Annotated in this window: 20 protein-coding genes; 9 read left to right on the top strand and 11 right to left on the bottom strand. The window is 73.1% G+C overall.

Translation table 11 applies throughout. The annotated features are described in order from the left end of the window. From L7D48_RS08225 to L7D48_RS08210, 4 genes are all read left to right on the top strand, one after another. Positions 1-1409, top strand: a 1409-nt coding sequence (locus tag L7D48_RS08225) for an oxygenase MpaB family protein (RefSeq protein ID WP_308312259.1), incomplete at its 5' end; no start/stop codon positions are given. Between the two features lie 127 nt (positions 1410-1536). Continuing rightward, positions 1537-2409, top strand: a complete 873-nt coding sequence (locus tag L7D48_RS08220; protein ID WP_237878301.1) for a TIGR02452 family protein — start codon at positions 1537-1539, stop codon at positions 2407-2409. Positions 2410-2578: 169 nt separating this feature from the next. Further along, entirely contained in the window at positions 2579-3178 is a 600-nt protein-coding gene (locus L7D48_RS08215; RefSeq protein WP_237878300.1) for a TetR/AcrR family transcriptional regulator, read from the top strand. 79 nt (positions 3179-3257) lie between these two features. After that, a complete protein-coding gene (locus L7D48_RS08210; protein WP_237878299.1) occupies positions 3258-5501 on the top strand; it encodes an MMPL family transporter in 2244 nt (747 codons plus the stop codon). Between the two features lie 206 nt (positions 5502-5707). On the opposite strand, the gene L7D48_RS08205 is transcribed toward L7D48_RS08210, so the two are convergent. From L7D48_RS08205 to L7D48_RS08190, 4 genes are all read right to left on the bottom strand, one after another. Continuing rightward, complete coding sequence (locus L7D48_RS08205) at positions 5708-7207, bottom strand: VCBS repeat-containing protein (protein WP_237878298.1); 1500 nt, start codon at positions 7205-7207, stop codon at positions 5708-5710. A 57-nt stretch (positions 7208-7264) separates the two neighbouring features. Next, positions 7265-8395 (bottom strand): acyl-CoA thioesterase/bile acid-CoA:amino acid N-acyltransferase family protein, encoded by a 1131-nt coding sequence (locus L7D48_RS08200; protein ID WP_237878297.1) that lies wholly within the window; start codon positions 8393-8395, stop codon positions 7265-7267. A gap of 269 nt (positions 8396-8664) precedes the next feature. Then, positions 8665-8823, bottom strand: a complete 159-nt coding sequence (locus L7D48_RS29415) for a hypothetical protein (RefSeq protein WP_237878296.1) — start codon at positions 8821-8823, stop codon at positions 8665-8667. Positions 8824-8917: 94 nt separating this feature from the next. Then, a complete protein-coding gene (locus tag L7D48_RS08190; protein WP_237878295.1) occupies positions 8918-9160 on the bottom strand; it encodes a DUF6411 family protein in 243 nt (80 codons plus the stop codon). Positions 9161-9347: 187 nt separating this feature from the next. Between L7D48_RS08190 and L7D48_RS08185 the strand changes: the two genes are divergently transcribed. Continuing rightward, the gene (locus L7D48_RS08185) at positions 9348-10526 is read left to right on the top strand and encodes a phosphatidylserine/phosphatidylglycerophosphate/cardiolipin synthase family protein (protein ID WP_237878294.1); all 1179 of its coding nucleotides are present in this window, start codon (positions 9348-9350) and stop codon (positions 10524-10526) included. A 79-nt stretch (positions 10527-10605) separates the two neighbouring features. Here the strand turns inward: L7D48_RS08185 and aspS are convergent, their stop codons facing one another. Continuing rightward, the gene (gene aspS / locus L7D48_RS08180; protein WP_237878303.1) at positions 10606-12381 is read right to left on the bottom strand and encodes an aspartate--tRNA ligase; all 1776 of its coding nucleotides are present in this window, start codon (positions 12379-12381) and stop codon (positions 10606-10608) included. A gap of 140 nt (positions 12382-12521) precedes the next feature. On the opposite strand from aspS, the gene L7D48_RS08175 reads away from it, so the two are divergent. Next, entirely contained in the window at positions 12522-14786 is a 2265-nt protein-coding gene (locus L7D48_RS08175) for a SpoIIE family protein phosphatase (protein ID WP_237878293.1), read from the top strand. Positions 14787-14888: 102 nt separating this feature from the next. On the opposite strand, the gene L7D48_RS08170 is transcribed toward L7D48_RS08175, so the two are convergent. Both L7D48_RS08170 and L7D48_RS08165 read right to left on the bottom strand, forming a co-directional pair. Continuing rightward, complete coding sequence (locus L7D48_RS08170; RefSeq protein ID WP_237878292.1) at positions 14889-15842, bottom strand: pirin family protein; 954 nt, start codon at positions 15840-15842, stop codon at positions 14889-14891. Between the two features lie 175 nt (positions 15843-16017). Further along, a complete protein-coding gene (locus tag L7D48_RS08165; protein ID WP_237878291.1) occupies positions 16018-16557 on the bottom strand; it encodes an SseB family protein in 540 nt (179 codons plus the stop codon). A gap of 198 nt (positions 16558-16755) precedes the next feature. Between L7D48_RS08165 and L7D48_RS08160 the strand changes: the two genes are divergently transcribed. From L7D48_RS08160 to L7D48_RS08150, 3 genes are all read left to right on the top strand, one after another. Next, entirely contained in the window at positions 16756-18582 is a 1827-nt protein-coding gene (locus L7D48_RS08160; RefSeq protein WP_237878290.1) for an acyl-CoA dehydrogenase, read from the top strand. A gap of 197 nt (positions 18583-18779) precedes the next feature. Next, on the top strand, positions 18780-20069 hold the full coding sequence (locus tag L7D48_RS08155; protein ID WP_237878289.1) for a M18 family aminopeptidase: 1290 nt from the start codon (positions 18780-18782) through the stop codon (positions 20067-20069). A 166-nt stretch (positions 20070-20235) separates the two neighbouring features. Beyond that, the gene (locus L7D48_RS08150; protein ID WP_206347287.1) at positions 20236-20466 is read left to right on the top strand and encodes a DUF6458 family protein; all 231 of its coding nucleotides are present in this window, start codon (positions 20236-20238) and stop codon (positions 20464-20466) included. A 3-nt stretch (positions 20467-20469) separates the two neighbouring features. Here the strand turns inward: L7D48_RS08150 and L7D48_RS08145 are convergent, their stop codons facing one another. The 4 genes from L7D48_RS08145 to L7D48_RS08130 form a co-directional block, all read right to left on the bottom strand. Next, on the bottom strand, positions 20470-21354 hold the full coding sequence (locus L7D48_RS08145; RefSeq protein ID WP_237878288.1) for an alpha/beta hydrolase: 885 nt from the start codon (positions 21352-21354) through the stop codon (positions 20470-20472). Between the two features lie 250 nt (positions 21355-21604). Continuing rightward, positions 21605-23449, bottom strand: coding sequence for an NHL domain-containing thioredoxin family protein (locus L7D48_RS08140; protein ID WP_237878287.1), 1845 nt, complete (start codon positions 23447-23449; stop codon positions 21605-21607). A gap of 147 nt (positions 23450-23596) precedes the next feature. Then, positions 23597-24052 carry a peptidoglycan-binding protein gene (locus L7D48_RS08135; protein WP_237878286.1) on the bottom strand — a complete coding sequence of 152 codons (456 nt, stop codon included), beginning with the start codon at positions 24050-24052 and terminating at the stop codon, positions 23597-23599. Positions 24053-24351: 299 nt separating this feature from the next. Further along, positions 24352-24768: a DoxX family protein gene (locus L7D48_RS08130; RefSeq protein WP_237878302.1), complete on the bottom strand. Its 417-nt coding sequence runs from the start codon at positions 24766-24768 to the stop codon at positions 24352-24354. Positions 24769-24778 lie beyond the last annotated feature (10 nt).

Here is a 24778-nt window from a genome sequence, read left to right as displayed (position 1 = left end):
CCCGCGAACCCCGGAGCGGCCCCATGCCCAGCACCGACCTGCCCGGCCCCGGCTCCCTTCTGCGCCGCACCCTCGGCGAGCGGCGCATCGCCCTGGTCGCCTGGCGGCTGCTGGTGCTCCAGACCGCACACCCGGTCGTCGCCGCCGGGATGAGGGACCACTCCACCTACCGGGCGCACCCCTGGCGCCGCGTGCAGCACACCATGGACAGCGGCAAGCGGCTGTTCTTCTCCGACGCCGGCAGCCTGCGCCGGGAAGTCGCCCGGCTGGAGCGCACCCACCGCCGCATCCGGGGCGCCGACGGGCGGGACGGCGGGGCGTACACGGCCGAGGATCCCGAGGTGCGCGCCTGGGTGCTGGTCACCCTCTACGAGTCGATGACGGCGATGCGGGAGCTGTCCGGCGACCCGCTCACCCCCGGGCAGCTCGACGAGCTGTACCGGGAGTTCCTCGCCGTCTGCGGCGAGTTCGGGCTGTCCGGCGACATCCTGCCGCCGACCGCCGCCGACGTGCCCGCGTACGTCGACCGCATGGTCCGCGAACGGCTGGAGTACGGCGACGAGGTGAGGTACCTGCTGTTCGGGATCCTCCGCGAGGCGCCCTGCCCGAGCCGGCTGCGGCGCCTGCGGGCCCTGTGGCCGCTGCTGCGGCCGGTGATCGCACGCACGCTGGCGGCGCTGACCGTCGCCGACCTGCCGCCCGCCTTCCGGGAGCGGTTCGGGCTGCCGCGCCCCCGCGCGGCGGCGCTGCTGTCGCGCGTCCTGCACCACGGCGCGCGGCACCTGCTGACCCGGCTGCCGGACCGCCTGCGCTACCGCGTGCCGCCCACCGGGGCCGTGCCGCGCCCCCGGGCGCCGCGGCCCCCGCGGCACGACCCGCGCCCGCCCCGGCTGGACGCCTTCTTCCGGCAGGTCATGGACCAGACCGGGGACGGGTACGTCGACGCCGCCGACCTGCGGGCCATGGCCCACAACGCCTGCTGGCAGCTGGAACTCACCACGGAACAGGAGGACGAGGTCTACGCCGCCTTCGACGCCTGGTGGCGGCACATCGGCGCCACGATGGACACCGACGGGGACGGCCGGGTCGGCCGGGCGGAGTTCGTGGCCGCCACCCTCGCGGGCTGCGACCGCGACCCGCGCTACCTGGAGGACGGCCTCCACATCGCCGTACGCGCCCTCTTCCGCGCGGGGGACACCGACGGGAGCGGGGAGATCGGCCCCGACGAGTACCGCGCGCTCTTCGGCGGCTCCCGGGTGCACCCGGCCGAGCTGAACGAGGGCTTCCGGCAGCTCGACGCGGACGGCGACGGGCGGCTCACGGAGGAGGAGTTCGTGCGCGGCTTCACGGAGTTCTTCACCGCCCGCGCCTCGACCGTCGCGGGCAGCAGGCTCCTCGGCCGACCCTGAACGGCGGCGGAGACCGGGCGCCCGGCCGGCGGCCCGGGGTGCGGAAACCCTTTGCGCGCCGGGCCGCCGGTCGCCGACGATCGGCCTGTCGTACGGCGCGGGGACACGGGGGACACGGGGAGCGGACATGAGTGCACGACTGCGCGGGATCGCGAAGCAGACCGAGGAGATCGTCGAGCGGGGCCGGTACACGGCGCCCGGCGGCCGGGAGGTGTCCATCGCCGGGGCGGTCGCCGCGGCGATGGAGGGAACCGCTCTGTTCGGCCCCGGGCCGGTGCCCGTGCCGGAGCCCGGGGCCGGGGCCGGGGCCGGGGAGCGGCTGCCCACCGTCTTCGAGGTGACGGGGGAGAGCAGTCTGGAGGCCGCCCGCCGGCTGGTCGGCGCCGGTCCTGGTGACGTTCCGGCCCCCGGCGGCCCGGTCGCCGTCCTCAACTTCGCCTCCGCGCGCAATCCGGGCGGCGGCTACCTCAACGGGGCCCAGGCGCAGGAGGAGGCGCTGTGCCGCGCCTCCGCGCTGTACGTCTGCCTGCTGCGCGCCCCCGGGTACTACGAGCACCACCGGGCCGAGCGCAGCCCCTTCTACAGCGACCGCGTCATCCACTCGCCCGGTGTGCCGGTCTTCCGCGACGACCACGGGGAGTTGCTGGAGGAGCCGTTCGAGGCGGGCTTCCTCACCTCGCCCGCGCCCAACGCGGGCGTCATCGAGCGGCGCGCCCCCGAGGAGGCGGGCCGTATCCCCGGCGCGCTGCTCGTACGCGCCGAGCGGGTGCTGGAGGTGGCCGCGGCGCAGGGCTACCGGCGGCTCGTTCTGGGGGCGTGGGGGTGCGGGGTGTTCCGCAACGACCCGGCGGTCGTCGCGGGCGTGTTCCGCTCGCACCTGGCGGACGGGGGCCGGTTCGCCGGGCGCTTCGCGCACGTCGTCTTCGCCGTCCTCGACCGCCGTGCCGACTCCCCGACACGGGCGGCCTTCCACCGGGCCTTCGCCGGGCTCGCCGGGTAGCCCCGGCCGGACGCGGACGGGTCGGACGCGGACGGGTCGGACGCGGAAGGCTCGGACGGGCCGGGCACGGCACGGGGAAACGGGGCCGTTTCGATACTTTTGCGTTTCACCCGACCGGCTCATACACTCCTGGTGTACGAAACCGTTTCGTTTGCGTTGGAGAGCCAGGATGACCGACCAGCCGGCCGCGGCGACCGGCCGACGCACCCGGCTGACCCCCGAGCGGGAGCTGGAGCTGTTCACGGCCGTGGTCGACCTGGTGCGCGAGCACGGCTACGAGGCGCTGACGATGGACGCGGTCGCGGCGCGCACCAAGTCCAGCAAGGCCACCCTCTACCGGCAGTGGGAGAGCAAGCCCAAGCTGGTCGCCACCGCCCTGCGCCACCTGGGCAAGAGTCACCCGGAGGACATCGACACCGGCTCCCTGGCCGGCGACCTCCGGCAGATGGTGAGCGACTTCATCTCCCACGCCAGCGAGGACACCGCCCTGCTGAACGGTCTGGCGCACGCCGTCTCCAAGGACCCCGAGCTGTGGCAGGCGCTGTACGAGCTGCACATCCGGCCCGGCCTGGACGCGCTCGACTCCGTGGTGCGCAGGGCCGCCGAGCGCGGGGAGCTGGATCCGGACAACCCGGCGATCGAGTTCGTCCCGCACCTGGTCATCGGGGCGCTGAGCACCCGCAAGCTGATCGAGAACCGGGACTCGGACGCCGACTACATGGAGCGCTATCTGCGGGCGGTGGTCTTCCCGGCGCTCGGCATCTCCTGACCGGCCCCGTCCCACGGGCACTTCCGAGACCCACCAACCCCTTCCGACCACTTCCTCCGACTCAGGAGTCCTCACACTCATGGCCACGTTCCTGTACCGGCTCGGCCGCCTCGCCTTCCGGCGGCGCGGGCTGGTCGCCCTGTTGTGGGTGGTGGTGCTGGCGGTCGCGGGCGGCTTCGCCGCCTCCGCGTCCTCGGCGGCCTCCAGCAACATCACCATTCCCGGCACCGAGGCGCAGAAGGCGTTCGAGCTGCTGGAGGATCGTTTCCCCGGCAGCAGCCCCGACGGCGCCACCGCGCGGGTCGTCTTCAAGGCGCCCGACGGCGAGAAGATAACCGACCCGGAGAACTCGGCCGCCGTCGGCGAGGTCGTCGCCGAGCTGGCGAAGGGCGACCAGGTCCAGCAGGCCGTCGACCCCTTCCAGGCCCGCGCCGTGAGCCCGGACCAGACCGTCGCCTACTCCCAGGTCACCTACGAGGTCTCCGGCTTCGAGCTGACCGAGGAGTCGCGCGACGAACTCAAGGCCGCCGCCGAGGACGGCCGGGAGGCCGGTCTGACGGTGGAGACCGGCGGTGACGCGATGGCGGCGATCCCGCAGACCGGCGCCGCCGAGGTGATCGGTGTGGCCATCGCCGCGATCGTGCTGCTGATCACCTTCGGCTCCCTGGTCGCCGCCGGGCTGCCGCTGATCACCGCCCTGGTCGGCGTCGGCGTCACCGTCGCGGTCATCACCGCCGTGACCGTGCCGTTCGACCTCAACACCACCACCCCGATCCTGGCGACGATGATCGGCCTGGCCGTCGGCATCGACTACGCGCTGTTCATCGTCTCCCGCTACCGCGCCGAACTCGCCGAGGGCCGTGAGCCCCTGGAGGCCGTCGGCCGCGCCACGGGAACGGCCGGCTCGGCGGTGGTCTTCGCCGGTCTGACCGTCGTCATCGCCCTGGTCGGCCTGTCGGTGGTCAACATCCCGATCCTGACCAAGATGGGTCTGGCCGCCGGTGGTTCGGTCATCCTGGCCGTGCTGGTCGCCCTGACGCTGATACCCGCCCTGCTCGGCTTCGCCGGGCAGAAGGTCCTGCCGCGCAAGCAGCGCGCGAAGGCCGCCACGGAGGACGGCTCGAAGGACGGCGAGGCCGCCCCGGCGGCCGTCGAGACCAAGGACGGCGCGGGCACCCGCTGGGCCCGCTTCGTGCTGCGCCGCCCGGTCGCGGTACTGCTGGTCAGCGTCGTCGGACTCGGCCTGCTGGCCGTCCCCGCCAAGGACCTCCAGCTCAACCTGCCCGACGACGGCTCCCAGCCCACCAGCACCACCCAGCGCCGCGCCTACGACCTGATCGCCGAGGGCTTCGGCCCCGGCACCAACGGTCCGCTGATCGTGACCGTGGACGCCGAGGACAGCGACGACCCCAAGGCCGCCGCCGGCGCCACCGCCGAGAAGCTCCAGGGCATGGACGGGGTCGCCGCCGCGATGCCGCCCACGTTCAACAAGGCCGGCGACACCGCGATGATCACGGTCATCCCCAAGTCCGCGCCCAGCAGCGCCGCGACCGAGGACCTGGTCCACGACATCCGCGCCGAGGCCGGCGACATCGCCGAGTCCACCGGCGCCGACGTCCTGGTCACCGGGCAGACCGCCATGGCCATCGACGTCTCGCAGAAGATGGACGACGCCCTGGCGCCCTACCTGATCCTCGTGGTCGGCCTGGCGTTCCTGCTGCTGATCGTGGTGTTCCGCTCGATCCTGGTCCCGCTCAAGGCCGCGCTCGGCTTCCTGCTCTCGGTGATCGCCGCGCTCGGCTCGGTCGTGGCGGTCTTCCAGTGGGGCTGGCTGGCCGACGTCTTCGGCGTGGAGCAGACCGGCCCGGTCATGAGCCTGATGCCGATCCTCATGGTCGGCCTGGTCTTCGGCCTGGCCATGGACTACGAGGTCTTCCTCGTGACCCGGATGCGCGAGGCCCACGTCCACGGCGAGACCCCGCACGAGTCGGTCGTCACCGGCTTCAAGCTGGGGGCGCGCGTGGTGACCGCGGCCGCGCTGATCATGATCAGCGTCTTCGCCGGGTTCATCGGCTCCTCCGAGTCGATGATCAAGATGATCGGCTTCGGTCTGGCCGTCGCCGTCCTCTTCGACGCCTTCGTGATCCGTATGGCCGTCGTCCCGGCCGTCCTGGCACTGCTGGGCAAGTCCGCCTGGTGGCTGCCGCGCTGGCTGGACAAGGTCGTGCCCAACGTCGACGTCGAGGGCGAGAAGCTCCAGCGCGAGCTGAACGGTTCCGCCGCGAAGGCGGACGAGCGCGAGCCGGTCGCCGCGCGCGACTGAGCCGGGCCGGGACCCGCCGAGACCCGGGGCCGCCGGCGCGCGAGCGGAAGGCGCGGCGGCCCCGGCCGCACCGGCCCGTGGGGACGGGGAGCGGTGCGGCATCCGGGGCCCGGCAGCGGTCCTCCCGCGAGGGGGGCGCCGCTGCCGGGCCCCGGTCGCGTGCCGGGGGTGGAAGCGGAGGCGCAAAAACGCGGGCGGGAGCCGGGTCAGCCGCCGAAGTCCTTCGTGGGCACGAAGCGGCGGTCGGTGGTGGACGGGCCCGACTCCGTCCCGCTCAGGATCCAGTAACCGGCGTCCTTGCGCGGCTCGTTGAAGCCGAAGGTGCCGATGAGGAGCTCGGCTCGGCCGTCGGTGTCCAGGTCGGCGATGTGGAGGTCCAGGCCGAAGAAGTCCCGGTCGCCGGAGTGCGCCGGCCTGCCGTCCAGGCCGATGGCGTACCGGTCGATCACGGCGGCGCGGCCGTCGTCCAGCCCGCCGGGGCCGCCGAGGAGGACGGTCACCCGGCCGATACGGCGGTCCTTCCCCGGGGTGCGGAAAGCGACGTCGTCGCGGCCGTCGCCGTTCAGGTCGCCGACTGCCGGGGCACGGACGTAGGACGCCCCGACCCTCTCCAGCGCGACCGGGCCCCGCCCCCGCCCCAGGCCCTTCGCGTCGCCGGGCACGACGATCAGCCCGCCCTGCTCCGAGGGCCGGGCGAGGACGTCGTCACGGCCGTCGCCGTCGAAGTCCCCGACGGCGTGCGGGATCGCGGCGTACCCCGTCAGACGGCCCGTGATCCCGGGTACGGTGCCGGCCTCCCGCAGTCCCCGCGGCGTACCCCGGTAGAGGTAGGCATCCTCGACGTCCTCGATGCCCTCCTCCTCGAAGCGGACGTCCTCCTCGCCGTACTCGGCCACCGTCAGCAGGTCGTCGCGGCCGTCGCCGTCGAAGTCGCCGGCGAGCACGTGCGATACGGGCACCCAGCCGCCGTGGCCGACGTCGGACTCGGTGGTGGTGCGGGGGGTGCCGCCGTCGCGGTCGAGCGGCCCGTGCAGGACCTTCGCCGGCTGCGGCTTCAGGTCGTACTCCGAACTCGCCGGGGCCAGGGTGAGCAGGTCGAGTGCTCCGTCGCCGTCGAAGTCGCCGACGGCCGCGGCCTCGTGGGTGCCGGGCGGCAGCTCGGTGGTGCCGACGGGCCCCTTGGGCCCGCCCCAGACGACGTACTGGTGGTCGGTGAGCCGCCCGCGCCCGTCGGTCCTGGGGGCGCGCACGACGATGTCGGCGTTGCCGTCGTCGTCCAGATCGCCGGTGAACTGGACGGAGCTGTCCAGGGAGAAAGGCGCGTCCACGACCTTGGGGTCGGGCGCCACGAAGCGCTCCGAGAGCCGGAACGCCTCCGCGGGGTCGGGGCCGCCGGGCGAGGCGAGGGCGATGAAGCGGTTGTTGCGCCACTTCCCGCTGTTCTTCGGCTGCCGGTACCAGCCGTTGACGACGGCGTCCGCGTGGCCGTCGCCGTTGACGTCGTCCCGGTTGACCCCGCCCGCATCGCGCCCGGTCGGGTCGGGAAGCGGCGAGGCGGGCCGGGATGCGGGCGGTGAGGCGGGCGACGGGGGCGCGGAGTCACCGGACGCATGCCCCTCCCGACCGCCCGAGGAGGAGCACCCGGCGGCCAGCAGGGCCGCCGTGCAGAGCCAGACCAGTGCGGCGGGCAGTCCGTGTCGCTTCATGCCGGGAGTCTGCCCGGCCCGTGCGCACGGAACGGTCGCGCCGGTGTCACGGTCACGTCAGTTCCGCAGCAGGCGCAGCACCCTCGGCCAGGAGTCCGCCTTGGCGCGGGCGTTGCCCGCGCGGGTGCCGCCGGTGTCGATCTCTCCACCACCCTCCACCGGGTAGGTGGTGCGCTGCTCCGGCAGGTAGGGGTGCCCGGCCACGAAGTGCCCGGCGCGGGGGTACACCAGCAGCTCGTTCCCCTCCTCCTCGGTGATGGCCTCGGAGCGGTACTCCGAGGACCACACCCCGTCCTCGTCGCCCACGATGCCGAGGACCTTGCCGCGCACCCGGTCGAGGGGGACGTCCTCCTCGGTGTAGGGCTCGCCGTCCACCGTCCAGGCGTGGAGGTGGTCGACCGAGACGGCGTCGCCCACCTGGTTGGAGGAGGCGTAGACGACGGCGTCCTCGACGAGTCCGGGGTGGTACTGCGCGAGCATCTGGGCCGGTTCGCTGCCGCGCGACGCGCCGATGACGAGCAGGCGGCCGGGGTCGGCGGCATGCTGCCGGGCGAGCAGTCCGGCGGCCCGGGCGAAGTACTCCAGCCCGATCCGCGCCAGCTCCCTCGGCCGCCCCTCGCAGCCGAAGTAGCAGACGGAGAGCGCGGGATGGCCGCGCGAGGCGAGCAGCGCGGCGACGTCCCGCATGCTCTCCCCGCCCTCGGAGCCGCCGATCACCAGCGCGGGCGCGGCCTTCGGGGCCCCCTCGGGCGGCAGGTAGAGCGTGCCGGCCACCCCGTCCTCGTCCGCGGTCAGCTCCCGGTGCCGTACCCCCTCGGCCATCTGGACCCTGGTCAGGGTCCGTTCGGCGAGCTCGGCGCCTCCGCCGGTGACGGTCAGGCGGACGTCGAGCCCGGGCCGCTCGTGCGGGGGCTCGGTCCGGTAGGACCCGACGCCCTTGCGCTCCGCCTTCATCGACCAGAACAGGCCCATGCCGTCGGCCCCGCCGTACGTGCCCCGCAGCGGCTCGGCCCGGGCCAGGTCGACCACGCCCTTGCCGTCCGCGCGGAAGACCGCCCGGCTGCGCCAGTCGCCGTGCGGGCTGCCGGTCTCCGCGGAGACGGCGATCTCCTGTCCCGGCGCCAGCCCGGTGACGCGTATGCGCACCTTCTCGTCGACCAGTGCGACCGGCCGGTCGACCTCGATCACGGCCCGGCCGCCGAACGGCTCCTCCCGCTCCGCCGAGCAGGCCCGCGCTCCCCAGCAGGGCCGCCAGCGCGCAGACGGCCGCCCCCGCCCTCCTGCCCGTGCTCCGCCCCATGCCGGGCAGCCTCCGCGCCCGCGAAGGCCCGCGCAAGGGGCCGTTCCCGGCAGCGGGAGGCGCCGTTTCCTGCCGGAGGCGGGTGACGAGGGGCGTGGGACCGCCCGCCGGGTGGTCCCACGCCCCGCCTCCCCGTAAGGCGGCGGCGTCCCCCGCGCTACCGCTGCGCGCTGCGCTTGACCAGGTAGGCGGCGGCCAGGCAGGCGGCCGCGATGGCGAGGAACACCAGGGCGATGGTCAGTCCGCCGGGGAGGCTCGCCCCCTCGGCGAGGAGCGCGGGCTCGCCGCCCCGCGCGGCGTCGGTGTACCAACTCACTGCGGTCTCCCTTCCGAGGAATCCACGTCGAGGGCTGCGGCGGCCGCCGGGCGCGGACGCGCCCGGAAGGGCCGGAGCACGACAGGAGGAGAAGTCAGAACGGCAGCCGGCCGCGGGCGCGGCGGCCCGCGGAACCGCTGCGGCCCACCGCGCGGGAGCTCTTGTGGAACGGCTTGCTCAGCCAGCGCCCCAGGGGGCCGGGAGCCTTGCCGCCCGCCCGGGCTCCCAGCCCCAGGGAGCGCTGTGTGCCGCGCTCGGGGTGGCGGGACAGGCGCGGCACCATGAAGGCCAAAGCGGCCAGGACCACGCAGGCGGCTATCACACCGGCGACCACCATGGTCACTCCTCACGTCGTTTCATGTCCGGTCATATCGCTCCGTGTCGTCTTGACCACCGAAGCCGTGTGTTCGGTCCGTCTGCCCCGACTCGTGCCGGGCATCCCTGAGAACCGGATCGGTGGGCATAAGCGGACCGAGAGGATTTTCGATTCGGGCGGAAGTCCGGTAGCCCGGAAGGAAGGGGCCATGGGCGTCGTGAACGACGATGCGGACGAGCGCAAGCGACGGCTCCGGCGGCGGCTGGAGCGGCTGATCGGGATCGCCGCCACCGAGGGGAACGAGCTGACCGCGCTGCGCAACGGGGACGAGATCTTCCCCGCGATGCTGGAGAGCATCCGGGCCGCCGAGCACACCGTCGACATGATGACGTTCGTGTACTGGCGCGGCGAGATCGCCCGCGAGTTCGCCCAGGTCATGGCCGAGCGCGCCCGCGCCGGGATACGGGTGCGGCTGCTGCTGGACGGCTTCGGCAGCCGGCTGATCGAGGGCGACCTGCTGGAGATGATGGACGAGGCCGGGGTGCAGGTGGCCTGGTTCCGCAAACCGCTGTGGCTCTCCCCGCTGAAGCAGAACCACCGCTGCCACCGCAAGGTGCTGGTGGTGGACGAGCGGACGGCCTTCACCGGCGGGGTGGGGATCGCCGAGGAGTGGTGCGGCGACGCCCGGAACGAGAACGAGTGGCGCGACACCCATGTGCGGGTGCGCGGCCCGGCCGTGGACGGCATCGCCGCCGCGTTCGCGCAGAACTGGGCGGAGTGCTCGGAAGTGCTGTTCGACGAGCGGGACCGCTTCGTCGAGCACGAGCCGCAGGGCGACTCCGTGGTGCAGGTGGTGCGCGGTTCGGCCAGTTTCGGCTGGCAGGACATGCAGACGCTGCTGCGGGTGGTGCTGGAGACGGCGCGGGAGCGCGTAAGGCTGGCCACGGCGTACTTCGCGCCCGACCCGTACTTCGTCGAGATGCTGTGCGCCACCGCGCGCCGCGGCGTGGAGGTGGAGCTGCTGCTGCCCGGCCCGCACACCGACCAGCGGGCGTCCCAGCTGTCCGGGCAGGGCCACTACGAGGAGCTGCTGGCCTGCGGGGTGCGGATCTGGCACTTCCAGCCGACGATGATGCACGCCAAGATCGTGACGGTGGACGGGATCGCCTCGCTGGTGGGCTCCACCAACCTCAACCGGCGCTCGATGGACCACGACGAGGAGGTCATGCTCGTCGTCCTGGACGAGGACTTCACCGCGGGGCTGGACCGGGACTACGACGCGGACCTGGCCCGGAGCGTGCGCATCGTGGGCGCCCGCTGGCGCAGGCGGCCGGTGGCGCAGCGGGTGCGGGAGGCCGCCGTGACGCCGATCCGCCGCTTCCTGTAGGACGCCGCTTCCCCCGCCACGCGCGGACGGGCCGGGACCGCGATGCGGTCCCGGCCCGTCCGTGTGGCCCGTGTTCCCGTCAGTCGGCCTGCTTGACCTGCGGCGGCTTGCGCACCGACAGGTGCAGCTCCTTCAGCCGGGCCTCGTCGACCTCGCTCGGGGCGCCCATCAGCAGGTCCTGGGCGTTGCCGTTGAGCGGGAAGGCGATGGTCTCGCGGATGTTGGGCTCGTCCGCCAGCAGCATCACGATGCGGTCGATGCCGGGGGCGATGCCGCCGTGCGGCGGGGCGCCGAAGTGGAAGGCGCGCAGCATGCCGCCGAACTCGCGCTCGACCTCCTCGCGGCTGTAGCCGGCGATCTCGAAGGCCTTGTACATGATCTCCGGCTCGTGGTTCCGGATCGCGCCGGAGGACAGCTCCACGCCGTTGCAGACGATGTCGTACTGCCAGGCCAGGACGTCGAGCGGATCCTTGGTCTCCAGCGCCTCCAGGCCGCCCTGCGGCATGGAGAACGGGTTGTGGGAGAACTCGATCTGCCCGGTGTCCTCGTTCTTCTCGAACATCGGGAAGTCGACGATCCAGCAGAAGCGGAAGACGTCCTCCTCGAAGTGGCCGGTGCGGCGCCCGGCCTCGACGCGGACCGCGCCCATGATCTTCGAGACCTCGTCGAACTCGCCCGCGCCGAAGAAGACGGCCGTGCCCGGCCCGGCGTCCAGGCGGGACAGCAGGGCGGAGACGTTCTCCTCGGTGAGGAACTTGGCGATCGGGCCCGTCAGCTTCCCGTCCTCGCCCACGCGCACCCAGGCCAGGCCCTTGGCGCCCTGCAGAGCGGCGAACTCGCCCATCTGGTCGAAGAACTTGCGCGGCTGGTCGGCGGTGCCGGGCACGGCCAGGGCGCGCACGTGCTTGTCCGCGAACGCCTTGAACTCCGAGCCGGCGAAGACGTCGGAGACGTCGGTCAGCTCCAGCCCCACGCGCAGGTCCGGCTTGTCGCTGCCGTACTTGAGCATCGCCTCGCGGAAGGGGATGCGCGGGAAGGGCGAGGTGACGTGGCGTCCGTTGCCGAACTTCTCGAAGAGGTCGGTCATGACCTTCTCGATGACACCGAAGACGTCCTCCTGCTCGACGAAGCTCATCTCCACGTCGAGCTGGTAGAACTCGCCCGGCGAGCGGTCGGCGCGGGCGTCCTCGTCGCGGAAGCAGGGCGCGATCTGGAAGTAGCGGTCGAAGCCCGCGATCATCAGCAGCTGCTTGAACTGCTGGGGGGCCTGCGGCAGCGCGTAGAACCTGCCCGCGTGCAGCCGGGAGGGCACCAGGAAGTCGCGCGCGCCCTCGGGGGAGGTGGCCGACAGGATCGGGGTGGCCAGCTCGTTGAAGCCGAGCGCCGTCATCTCCTGCCGGATGGTGGAGATGACCGCCGAGCGCAGCATGATGTTGCGGTGCATGCGCTCCTTGCGCAGGTCGAGGAAGCGGTACTCCAGGCGCCGTTCCTCGTTGACGCCGTCCTCGGTGTTGATGGTGAACGGCAGCGGGTCGGCGGCGCCCAGCACCTCGACCTCGGCGACCTCGACCTCGATCTCGCCGGTGGGCAGCTCGGGGTTGACGTTCTCCTCGCCGCGGGCGACGACCCGGCCGTCGACGCGGACGACGGACTCCTTGGAGATCGAGCTCAGCGCCTCGTAGGGGGCGGTGTCGGGACGGACGACGAGCTGGACGATCCCGTGGTGGTCGCGGAGATCGATGAAGAGGATGCCGCCCAGGTTCCGCCGATTGTGCAGCCAGCCGGAGAGGCGGACATCCGTGTCGATGTCCGCGGCACGGAGCTCGCCGCAGGTGTGGGACCGGTACCGATGCATCATTCGTCCAAGTCGTCAGGTTGTCGGTTGGTGTCGGGCCGCCGGCCGCTCGTCGGCGAGGGGGCGCACACGCCCCACAGACTACCGCCCGGCCCGTCTTCCGCCGGGTGCCCCCACCAATGACCACATATGGTGGAAAAGTGCACACCGAGGACATTCTCGCGGCCACCGGAGTCGGCCTGTGGCGTTGGGACAACACCGCCGGCGTCATCACGCTGGACGCCACCGCCGCCCGGCTGCTGGGCCTGCCCCCCGAGAAGACCGTCCTGACCGAGGGCGCCCTGCGCTCCCGCTTCCACGCGCTCGACTACGCCGAACTCGCCAACGTCGCCGCCCTCGCCATCGCCGAGGGCACGATCGCGGAGGCACTGCAGCGGGTGGTGGCTCCGGACGGCACCGTCCTGCGGATCGTGCGCAACCGGCTGGCCCTGGCCGGGCAGAACCTGATGGGGCCGGAGCCGGGCCAGTCCTTCGTGCTGTACGGGCTGCTGACCGAGGCCCCCTGGCCGGCCCGTCCCGCCGAGGCCGGTGAGAACGCCGAGGAGATCCCCCGGGAGGCGTACCCGGTGGAGATCACCGCCGAGCGGCCCCCGGGCGCCTCCACCCCCTCGGTGCAGTCCCCGGCCGCCCAGGTCCCGGCCGCCGCCCGGTGGCGGCACTCGCGTGAGGCGTTCCTGCTGGACGTGGGCAAGGCGCTGGCCGAGGCGCAGACCACGCAGGAGGTGCTGCGGGTGGTGGCCCAGATGTCGCTGCCCGGCCTCACGCCCTCCTCCCTGGTCATCTACGGCGTCAAGGGGGACAGGCTGACCCCCATCGGCTACTACGGGTCGGACGCTGACCGGCGGCCGGCCTTCGGCGAGACGATGCTGGAGAGCGACTACCCCGGCAGCGTGGCCGTCCGCACCGGCCGGGCCGTCTACCTGGCCTCCCCCGACGAGTACCACCGCCGCTTCCCCGCCGTCTGGCCCCTGGTCGCGGGCTACGGGCGCCGGGCCTGGGCGTATCTGCCGTTGATCGTGGGCGGCCGCACGATCGGCGCCTGGCTGCTCGCCTTCGACACCCCCGTCGCCTTCACCCCCGACGAGCGCCGGCTGCTGGTGTCGGTGGCGCGGATGCTGGCACAGGCCCTGTCGCGGGTGTACGTCCAGGAGTCCAAGCGGGAGCTGGCCGACAGCCTCCAGCGCACCATGCGGCCCGCCCACCGCACCGCCGTCCCGGGCATGACGGTGGTCAGCCGCTACCTGCCGGTCGGCGGCGGCCTCCAGGTGGGGGGCGACTGGTACGACGTGATCCCGCTGCCGTCCGGCCGCACCGCCCTGGTGATCGGCGACGTGCAGGGGCACGACGTACGCGCCGCGGGGGTCATGACGCAGCTGCGGATCGCGCTGCGCGCCTACGCCGCGGAGGGTCACCGGCCCGACGCGGTGCTCGCCCGCGCCGACCGATTCCTGGCCGGGATGGAGACCGGCGACCTGCCCGAGCCCGGCGGCGCCACCGGGCGGGCGGACGCGGACTCCGGCGACGACCACCGCTTCGCCACCTGCCTGTACGTGGAGGCCGATCCGGACGGCGCGCTCGACATCGCCCGCGCCGGCCACCCCGACCCGGTGGTCCGCCTGGCCGACGGCGCGGTGCTGACCTGCTCGGTGGCGCCCGGACCGCCGCTGGGGATCGTCGGGGACGCCGACTACCCCATCACCCGGGTGGTGCTGGGCCGGGGCGAGACGCTGCTGATGTGCACCGACGGGCTCGTCGAGGCCGGCGGCCTGGACTACGACGCCGGCTGGGAGCGGCTGCGCAAGGTCCTGGGGGAGCACGGGGGATCCCCGGAGAACCTCGCCGACACGCTGATCCACGCGATGCACGGCGCTCCGACCCGCCATGTGACCGGCACCGGGCACGGCATGGAACCGCGCGCGGGCGGGCGCGAGGACGACATCGCGCTGATGCTGCTCAGCCGCGAGGGCGGCGCGCCGGAGGCGCGCCCGCGCCCCCTCAGGCGCCGTCTGGTGATGTCGGTGTCGCAGGCCGAGCAGGTCCGGATCGCCGACGCCCGCCACCAGCTGCGCGAGCTGCTGTTCGACTGGGCGGTGGAGGACCAGGTGGAGGGCGCCGTCCTGCTGCTGTCGGAGCTGCTGACCAACGCCCTGGTCCACACCGAGTGGGACGCCGCGCTCTCCGCCGAACTGGAGGGCGAGCCGGGCTCGCGGCGGCTGCGCGTGGAGGTCTCGGACTCCAGCGACGAGCTGCCCCACCGGCGCCACCCCGGCGAGCTGGCCTCCCGCGGGCGCGGTCTGCTGCTGCTGGAGATGCTGGCGCGCTCGTGGGGGGTGGAGCCCAGGGGCGCGGGCAAGAGCATCTGGTTCGAGCTCCACGAGGCCGAGGAGGGGCCGGGCTGGGGGTGAGCGGCCCCGGCCCGGGCCCCGCCCGGTCCTCGCGTACCCGCGCCGCGCCGCGCCGGGTCGCGCCGGACCGTGCCGGGTCGCGCCGGACCGTGACGGGCGGCGTCAGTGGGCTTCGGCCGGGACCGAGCCCAGCCGTCCCGCCTTGAAGTCCTCGAACGCCTGGACCAGTTCGGCGTGGCTGTTCATCACGAACGGGCCGTAGTGGGCCATCGGCTCGCGGATCGGCAGGCCGCCGAGCAGGACCACCTCGAAGTTCTCGCTGCGGGAGTCCTGGTCCTCGGCGGCGCGGACGGTGAGCGCGCCGCCGTCGCCGAAGACGACCGTCTGGCCCATGCCGAAGGGCCGCCCCTCCCCTCCGGCGAAACCGTGGCCCGCCAGGCCGTACGCGAGGGCGTTGAAGTCCGGCCGCCAGGGGATCGTGATCTCCGCGCCGGGGCTCACCGAGGCGTGGATCATCGTGATCGGCGTGTGCGTGACGCCCGGGCCCTCGTGGCCGTCCAGCTCCCCCGCGATGACGCGCAGCAGCGCGCCGCCGTCGCCCGAGGCCAGCAGCCTGACGCTGCCGCCGCGGATGTCCTGGTAGCGGGGGTCGGTCATCTTGTCCCTGGCCGGCAGGTTGACCCACAGCTGCAGGCCGTGGAAGAGGCCGCCGGAGGCGACCAGCTCCTCGGGCGGGGTCTCGATGTGCAGCAGGCCCGAGCCCGCGGTCATCCACTGGGTGTCGCCGTCGGAGATGGTGCCGCCGCCGCCGTGGGAGTCCCGGTGGATGAAGGTGCCGTCGATGATGTAGGTGACGGTCTCGAAGCCCCGGTGCGGGTGCCAGGGGGTTCCCTTGGGCTCGCCGGCCTCGTAGTCCACCTCGCCCATCTGGTCCATCATGATGAACGGGTCCAGGTACCTGTGGTCGATCCCGGCGAACGCGCGGCGCACCGGGAAGCCCTCGCCCTCGAAGCCGGATGGAGCCGTGGTCGTGCGCAGGACGCGGCGCGGGCGGGCGTCGGCCGGAGCGGTGACGCGGGGGAGCACGAGCGGGTTCTCGGCGGTGATCGCCGGCATCTGGACCTCCTCGGGAAGCCTGGAGGTACCAGAGTATTTCAACGTTCAACAGAAAGCCAGGGGCGCCCGGAGCGGACGGTGTGACCTTCCGCTCCCCGCGCGCCCCGGCAGCGCTCCCCGGCGGAGCGGCAGGAGGCCGGAGCCGGGGCCGGCGGCGGGCAGGGCCGGCAGCGGGTCAGCCGTACATCCGGCGCATCGCGAAGTCGACCATCTCCTCGACCGCCTTGGCGTCGAAGACGATCCGGTGCTCGCCCTCCATGTCCAGCACGAAGCCGTAGCCCGACGGCAGCAGGTCGAGCACCTCCGCACCGGTGATCACGAAGTACTTCGACTCCTTGCCCGCGTACGCGCGCAGTTCCTTGAGCGTGGTGAACATCGGGATCACCGGCTGCTGGGTGTTGTGCAGCGCCAGGAAGCCGGGGGTGTCGCCGCGCGGGCAGTACACCTTCGACGTGGCGAAGATCGCCTGGAAGTCCTCGGGGGACATCACCCCGGTGGTGAAGGCCCGTACGGCCTCGGCCAGGGACGGCGGCGAGGGCTCCGGGTAGAGCGGCTGCTGCCCGTAGCCGGACGGCGGCTGCTGCTGCCCGTAGTGCTGCCCGGCGTGTGCGCCGTGCCCGGGATGGCCGGTGTGCCCCGGGTGGCCGGTGTGGCCGCCGTGACCGGCGTGCTGCCCCGCGTGCCCCGCGTTTCCGGTCTGGTCGTAGCCGTACATGGGCGTAAGCGTAACGACTTCGGGACCCCTCCCGCCCCGCCGCGGGGGCTCTCCGGCGTCAGGGCGCGCGCCGGGGAGTTCCGTCACAGTCGCTCGGATCGGGTTGCTTCTTATTACCGGCGGGTAGCATGATGAGAGCTACTTTCTGGTACGCGTAGGGAGGAGTCTCCTCCCCCTATCCACTACGGAGCCGTCGCCATGGGGCACTACAAGTCGAATCTCCGCGACATCGAGTTCAACCTCTTCGAGGTACTCGGCCGCGACACGGTGTACGGCACCGGCCCGTTCGCGGAGATGGACGTCGAGACCGCCAAGAGCGTGCTGGCCGAGGTCGCCCGCCTGTCGGAGAACGAACTGGCCGCCTCCTACGAGGACGCCGACCGCAACCCGCCGGTGTTCGACCCCGAGACCAACACCGCTCCGGTCCCGGAGTCCTTCAAGAAGAGCTACCAGGCGTACATGGACGCCGAGTGGTGGCGGCTGGGCATCCCGGAGGAGATCGGCGGCACCACCGTTCCGCGCTCCCTGCTGTGGGCCTTCGCCGAGACCATCCTCGGCTCCAACCCGGCCGTGTGGATGTACGCGTCCGGACCGGCCTTCGCCGGCGTCCTCCACGAGGAGGGCACCGAGGAGCAGAAGAAGATAGCCAAGCTCATGGCGGACAGGCAGTGGGGCTCCACCATGGTCCTCACCGAGCCCGACGCGGGCTCCGACGTGGGCGCCGGCCGCACCAAGGCGATCAGGCAGGACGACGGCTCCTGGCACATCGAGGGCGTCAAGCGCTTCATCACCTCCGGTGAGCACGACATGTCCGAGAACATCGTGCACTTCGTCCTCGCCCGCCCCGAGGGCCACGGTCCGGGCACCAAGGGCCTGTCCCTGTTCATCGTGCCCAAGTACGACTTCGACTGGGAGACCGGCGAGCTCGGCGAGCGCAACGGCGTCTACGCCACCAACGTCGAGCACAAGATGGGCCTGAAGGCCTCCAACACCTGCGAGATGACCTTCGGCGCCAACCACCCGGCCAAGGGCTGGCTGATGGGCGAGAAGCACGACGGCATCCGCCAGATGTTCAAGATCATCGAGTTCGCGCGGATGATGGTCGGCACGAAGGCCATCGCCACCCTGTCCACCGGCTACCTCAACGCGCTGGAGTACGCCAAGGAGCGCGTCCAGGGCGCCGACCTGGCCCAGTTCACGGACAAGACCGCCCCGCGCGTCACCATCACCCACCACCCCGACGTGCGCCGCTCGCTGATGACGCAGAAGGCGTACGCCGAGGGCATGCGCTCGCTGGTGCTCTACACCGCCGCCGTCCAGGACGAGGTCCTGGCCAAGGAGGCCGCCGGCGAGGACGCCTCCGCCGCCAAGCGCCTGAACGACCTGCTGCTGCCGATCGTCAAGGGCTACGGCTCGGAGAAGTCCTACGAGCAGCTCGCCCAGTCGCTGCAGACCTTCGGCGGCTCCGGCTACCTGCAGGAGTACCCGGTCGAGCAGTACATCCGGGACGCCAAGATCGACACCCTCTACGAGGGCACCACCGCGATCCAGGGCCAGGACTACTTCTTCCGCAAGATCGTCCGCGACCAGGGCCAGGCGATGACCGCCCTGTCCGAGGAGATCAAGAAGTTCCTGGCCGAGGCCGCCGGCGGCGAGGACCTGGCCGGCGCCCGCGAGCAGCTCGCCAGGGCCGCGGGCGACCTGGAGGCCATCGTCGGCACCATGCTGACCGACCTGGCCGCCACCGAGAAGGACGTCAAGTCCATCTACAAGGTCGGCCTGAACACCACCCGCCTGCTGATGGCCTCCGGCGACGTCGTCGTCGCCTACCTGCTCCTCAGGGGCGCCGCCGTGGCCGCCGACAAGCTGCCGGGCGCCTCCGCCAAGGACAGGGCGTTCTACGAGGGCAAGATCGCCGCCGCGAAGTTCTTCGCCGCGAACATCCTGCCGGGCGTCGGCGTCGAGCGGCAGATCGCCGAGGCCACCGACCTGTCGGTGATGGAGCTGGACGAGGCCGCCTTCTGAGCCTCCTTCCGAGCCGGCTCCGGCCGGCTCGCTGAGCGAGGCTCCGAGCGGAGCCCGGCAGGGAGAACCGGCCGGGCCCCGGCTCCGCGGGACACCCGCGTCCGCCCGCCCCCGAGGACGGGCGGACGCCGGGCAGGCGGGGGCCCCGTTCCCAGGTCAGGGGGGAGCGGGGCCCCCGCCGTTCGTATGCTGGGCGCATGAGCACTCCCAGCCGCTTCGACCGTGGCCACACCGACGACCTGGCCTCCTTCCTCGCCGCCTCGCCCACCCCGTACCACGCGGTCGCGAACGCCGCCGAGCGGCTGGAGGAGGCGGGCTTCCGGCGGCTGGAGGAGACCGACGCCTGGGACGGCGGCGGCGGCGGCCGGTACGTGCTGCGCGGCGGCGCGATCATCGCCTGGTACGTGCCCGAGGGCGCCACGCCCGCCACCCCCTTCCGGATCGTCGGCGCCCACACCGACTCCCCGAACCTGCGCGTCAAGCCCGTGCCGGACACCGGCGCGGCCGGCTGGCGGCAGATCGCCGTCGAGATCTACGGCGGCACCCTGCTCAACACCTGGCTCGACCGCGACCTGGGCCTGGCCGGACGGCTGGCCCTGCGCGACGGCTCCACCCGCCTGGTGAACGCGGACCGCCCGCTGCTGCGCGTCCCCCAGCTCGCCATCCACCTCGACCGGGAGGCCAACAGCGGCCTGAAGCTGGACCGCCAGCGCCACATGACCCCGATCTGGGGCCTGGGCGAGCCCCGCGAGGGCGATCTGGTGGACTTCCTGGCCGCCGAGGCCGGCCTGGAGGCCGCCGACATCGCCGGCTGGGACCTGATGGTCCACAGCGTCGAGCCGCCCGCCTACCTCGGCCGCGACCGCGAACTGCTCGCCGGGCCGCGCATGGACAACCTGCTCTCCGTCCACGCCGGCACCGCCGCCCTGATCGCGGCCGCCGAGGCCGGGGACCTGCCCCACATCCCGGTGCTGGCCGCCTTCGACCACGAGGAGAACGGCAGCCAGTCCGACACCGGCGCCGACGGCCCGCTGCTGGGCAACGTGCTGGAGCGCTCCGTCCTCGCCCGCGGCGGCGGCCCCGAGGACCGCGCGCGGGCGTACGCGGGCACCGTCTGCCTGTCCTCGGACACCGGCCACGCCGTGCACCCCAACTACCCCGAGCGCCACGAGCCGGGCCACCACCCGATGCCGAACGGCGGCCCGATCCTCAAGGTCAACGTCAACCAGCGCTACGCCACCGACGGCACCGGCCGCGCCGTCTTCGCCGCCGCCTGCGAGCGGGCCGGGGTGCCGTGGCAGTCGTTCGTCTCCAACAACGCCGTCCCCTGCGGCACGACGATCGGCCCCATCACCGCCGCGCGGCACGGAATCGCCACCGTGGACATCGGCGTGGCGATCCTGTCGATGCACTCCGCCCGCGAACTGTGCGGAGCGGACGACCCGTTCCTGCTGGCGAGCGCCCTGACGGCCTTTCTGGAGGCCTGACGGGGAAGACCGGCCGCCCCGCTCGCGGCGGTCCGTGACAGGCCGTCACGGCCGCCCGTGCGGGCCGGATCACAGGGGTCCGCGCGGTGCCCGGAATGCAAGTCCCGCCCAGGGGTACGCGGTTGGTTGAACGAGCCCTCAACCAGCCGGACGGAGGCGGTTCTTCATGGGCATGGCACTGACCATCGTACTGATCGCGGTGGGCGCGATCCTGACCTTCGGGGTGAACTGGGAGATCTCCGGGGTCAACCTCGATGTGATCGGCCTGATCCTCATGGCGGTCGGCTTCATCGGGCTGGCGTCCTACGTGGCCATCTTCAAGCGCCGCCGTGTGCAGCCGCCGAGCCCGGCGGCCCCGGTCGTCGAGGAGAACCACCGCCACCAGTGGCGCGCCTGACGCTCAGCCGGCGGTCCGGACCGTGAGTTCGGCGATCTCGTCCAGGACCCGGGCCGCCGGCGCCGGATCCACCAGCCACTTCAGATGGCTGCCCCCGAGGGTGCGGACGTCGTAGGGGTTGTCCGGCGTCAGCTCGTCGCCCTCGCGGATCAGCCGGTCCTGCATGGCGAGCGGCATGCTCACGTCGTCGGCCAGGCGTACGAAGGTCCTCGGTATCCGCCCCCAGGTCGCGGCCCGCGCCCGGTCGGCGGAGGTGCCGGCGTCCAGGTTCTCGTCGGGCTGGAAGATGCTCATGAAGGCCAGGAACTCCCCGTCGGTGCCGTCGGCGAGGAGAGCCGCCTTGAGCGCCGCGAGGGCGTCCGGGTCCGCGGTGCGTAAGTTGACGCGCAGCAGGCCGAGTTCGGCGGGGTTCCCGGCCATCGCCGGAGCCAGTGAGGCGGTGTCGACCCCGGCCATCTCCGGCTCGGCGTAGTAGTCGCCCACGTCGAGGGCGACCGGGCACCAGGCCGAGACGTAGACGAGGCGGTCGATCAGGTCCGGCCGCGCGTTGGCCGCGGCCGTGGCCGTGACGCCGCCCCGGCTGTGGGAGACGAGGATCACCGGGCCGTTCCGCCTGGCCCGTTCCAGGACCCCGATCAGGTGCGCGGCGTTGTCGGCGAGCGTGACCCCCTTGATCGAGCCGGGCGCGGTGGCGAGCCCTCCGGGGTCCTGCGGCGCCTGGTAGGCGCGGGTGTAGGTCGCCGCGAACCCGTGGCCCGGGAGGTCGACGGCGACCGAACGGTGCCCGAGGAGGCCGAGTTCGGCCTGGAGCGGTGCGAAGGAGAAGGAGTTCGCGAAAGCTCCGTGCACCAGCACGAACGTCGGTCGGACATGGTTGCTCGCCTGCATGTGGCTGCTCTCTTTCCGGCCTCCGCGGCGCCTGCGGTGCGCGCGGCCGTGCGCGGCGGGCGCGGCGGGCGCGGCGGGGCACCGCACGTCCGGGCGCGGGGTCCTGGTCCTGGTCGAAGGGCGGCCCGGAAGGCCGCCAGGTCTCCGGTGGGCACCCTATTCGGCGGAAGATCACCGGCACCAGGGATTTACTCTCCGTGACCGGGGAGCCCGGCTCCGGCCCGGCGGGAGAACTCCGCCGGGCCGGGCGCTACGCGTCGCCGTCCAGCCCCGCCAGCACCAGCGGCAGCCGGGAGACGCCGCCCGCCGTGACGCGTACGGGCACGCCCCAGTCCTGCTGGTGAACGTGGCAGGCCGGGTACTCGTTGGCCGGATCGTCGTCGCAGGAGGCGGCCATCGCCGAGACGTGCAGTACACCCTCGGTCGCGCCGTCGGCGAGCACCAGCTCCCGGCTCAGGTCGGTGCCCTGACCCGCGCCGTCCGCCAGCAGCTCCGGCGGCGTGGAGCCGACCAGCAGCCGGGTGGAGGGGCCGTAGCGGGTGTCCAGCTTCTGGCCGGGCGGAGCCTGGAAGACCACGTCCAGCCGGAGCGCCCCCGGCGCCACCTCGGTCGCCTCGCGCCGGGTGCGGTGGGCGACGGACTCGACCCGCACCGCCTCCTCGGGCAGCCGCAGCCGGGTCAGCCGGTGGCGGGCGGACTCCACGACCACGATGTCGTCCTCCACCAGGACGGCGTCGGACGGCTCGCGCAGGTCCGTGGCGAGCGTGGTGACCTCCTCGCTCGCCGGGTCGTAGCGGCGCAGGGCGTGGTTGTAGGTGTCGCAGACGGCCACCGATCCGTCGGGCAGCGCGGTGACACCCAGCGGGTGCTGGAGCAGGGCCTGGCCGGCCGCCCCGTCGCGGTGGCCGAAGTCGAACAGGCCGGTGCCGACCGCCGTGCGCAGCACGAACCCGCCGCCGTCACCGCCGCCCTCACCGTCCGCGGCACACTCGACCCAGCGCAGCGCCGAGGTCTCGGAGTCGGCGATCCACAGCCGGTCCCCGGCCGCCGCGAGCCCGGAGGGCTGCGCGAACCACGCCTGGTCGGCCGGGCCGTCCACCAGGCCCTCGTTGGTGGTGCCCGCCGCGACCGAGACCGTCCCCGCCTCCGGGTCGTACGCCCAGAGCTGGTGGACGCCCGCCATCGCGATCCACAGCCGGCCCTCCCACCAGGCCACGTCCCACGGCGAGGACAGGTCCACCTCGCGCGCGGGCCCGGCCGTCGGCGAGCCCTGCCACCACTGGCGGCCCGTGCCCGCGAGCGTGGTGACCTCGCCGCCGGACGGATCCCAGGCCCGCAGCGCGTGGTTGACGGTGTCGGCTACGGCCACCCTGCCGTCCGGGAGCAGCGCCAGGCCCTGCGGTTCGCTGAAGCGGGCCTTCTCCCCCGGACCGTCGGCCAGCCCGCGCGTCCCCTCGCCGATGCGCCGCACCACCGTCTCGCCGTCCGGCTCCAGCTCCACCAGCTGGTGCCGGGTGGTGTCGGTGACCAGCAGGTTGCCCGAGGGCAGGAGAAGCGCCTTGCCGGGGAAGCGCAGGTCGGTCGGCTCCGGCTCCGGCGGTACGTAGGGGCCGTCGCCGCGCCGCAGGGTGCCCTTGGCCCCGTGCTCGGCCTCCAGCTCCGTCACCAGCTTCTCGATGGCGTGGACGTGGCCCTCGCCCGCGTGCTGGGCGACGACGTACCCCTCGGGGTCGATGACGACGAGGGTGGGCCAGGCGCGCACCGCGTACTGCTTCCAGGTCGCCAGCTCGGGGTCGTCCAGGACGGGGTGGTGCACCCCGTAGCGCTCGACGGCGTCGACGACGGCCCGGTGCTCTGCCTCGTGGACGAACTTGGGCGAGTGGACGCCGACGACCACCACGGTGTCGCCGTGGCGCTCCTCCAGCTCGCGCAGCTCGTCGATGACGTGCAGACAGTTCACGCAGCAGAAGGTCCAGAAGTCGAGGACGGTGATGCGTCCCCGCAGGTCGGCGAGGGTCAGCTCCTTGCCGCCGGTATTGAGCCAGCCACCCTTGCCGATCAGCTCGGGGGCACGGACACGCGCACGCTTCGTCATCCGTCCATCGTGCCCGATGACGGACGGGGTACCGGACACGGGGCGGTCCGTCCCGGCAGCGCGGGGGCGGCGTGGGATCCCGGCCGGGATCCCACGCCGCGGCGGTCTCCGGGTTTCACACCCGTCGCGCGGAGGGCCGTGGCCGGCTCAGAAGCCGGTGCTGGACTTCCAGCAGGCGTTCCGCTGCGTACCGTTCTCCCACTTGTAGAACCAGAAGAGGATCTTCCGGTAGGTCTCGGGGCCGTAGACGCCGTCGGGGGCCGCCCCGTAGTAGGACTGGGCGCGCTTCAGCACCGACTCGGTGTGGGCGCCGAAGACACCGTCGACGACGATCGTGCTGTCGTAGCACTTCTTCAGTGTCCACTGCAGCGCCCTTACGGCGCTGCCGCTGGACCCGCGGCTCAGGACGCAGCTGGTGCCGATCCCGCCCGGATAGCCGGTGGGCACGTACAGCGTGTACCCCATCGCGTTCTTGAAGGTGTTGGAGGTGGTGCAGGCTCCCGCCGCGTTCGCGCTGGGAGCCGCTGCCGCCGAGACGCCCAGAAGCCCGGCGGTCATGGCGAGGACGCCGGCCGCGCCCATGAACTGCTTTCTGATCCTCATCTTCGTCCTTTTCCAGCCGGGGCTTCGGTTTCCAGCCGGTCGGCGGACCTCCGCGCACCTTCCGCCGGCAGAGCGGCGATGCCGTGCGGTTCCATGTCCCGCACGGCGGAGGCGGCGGAGGAGCGTCGGCTCACCCGGCTTGCGGTGCCGAGACTGCCCTGCCCCGCACCGACGGGCCACACCCCGGCGGCACAACGGGACGACTCGGGATTTCCCATGCTCTGACCTGCGGCGATTCCCTCGGGGCGGGAAATCTCCGGGACGCGCCGGGACGCGCCGCCGTGCGGCCCGGCCCCGTGTCAGGGTGTCAGGGCCTGGCGCGGTCCCGCGCGGAGGGCGTCCAGCGACCAGCGGCCGGGACCAAGGGCGGCTATGAGCAGGAAGGCCCAGCAGAACAGCGCGGAGGGCTCGCCGCCGTTCTCGATGGGGAACAGGCCGTTGGGCTGGTGCACGACGAAGTACGCGTAGGCCATCGAGCCGGAGCAGATCACCGCCGCGGTCCGGGTGCACAGGCCCAGCGCCACCAGGAGGCCGCCGGCGAGTTGGATGACCGCCGCCCACCAGGCGGGCCACTGGCCGACGTCCGGTACGCGGCCACCGTGCGGGCCGCCGAGCACGTCGAAGAGGGTGGCCGTGCCGTGGCAGGCGAAGAGGAGGCCGACGACGGCGCGGAAGAGCGCGACGACGTGGTCGCGGCTCCCGTCCAGGAGGGCCAGGGGGGCGGCC

Origin of the sequence: Streptomyces sp. ICN903, from assembly GCF_022015835.1 — a bacterium.
In the GTDB taxonomy this organism is placed as follows: Bacteria; Actinomycetota; Actinomycetes; order Streptomycetales; family Streptomycetaceae; genus Streptomyces; species Streptomyces fenghuangensis.
Note: the sequence above shows the minus strand (reverse complement) of the source record. Positions and strands in the feature narration are given on the sequence as shown.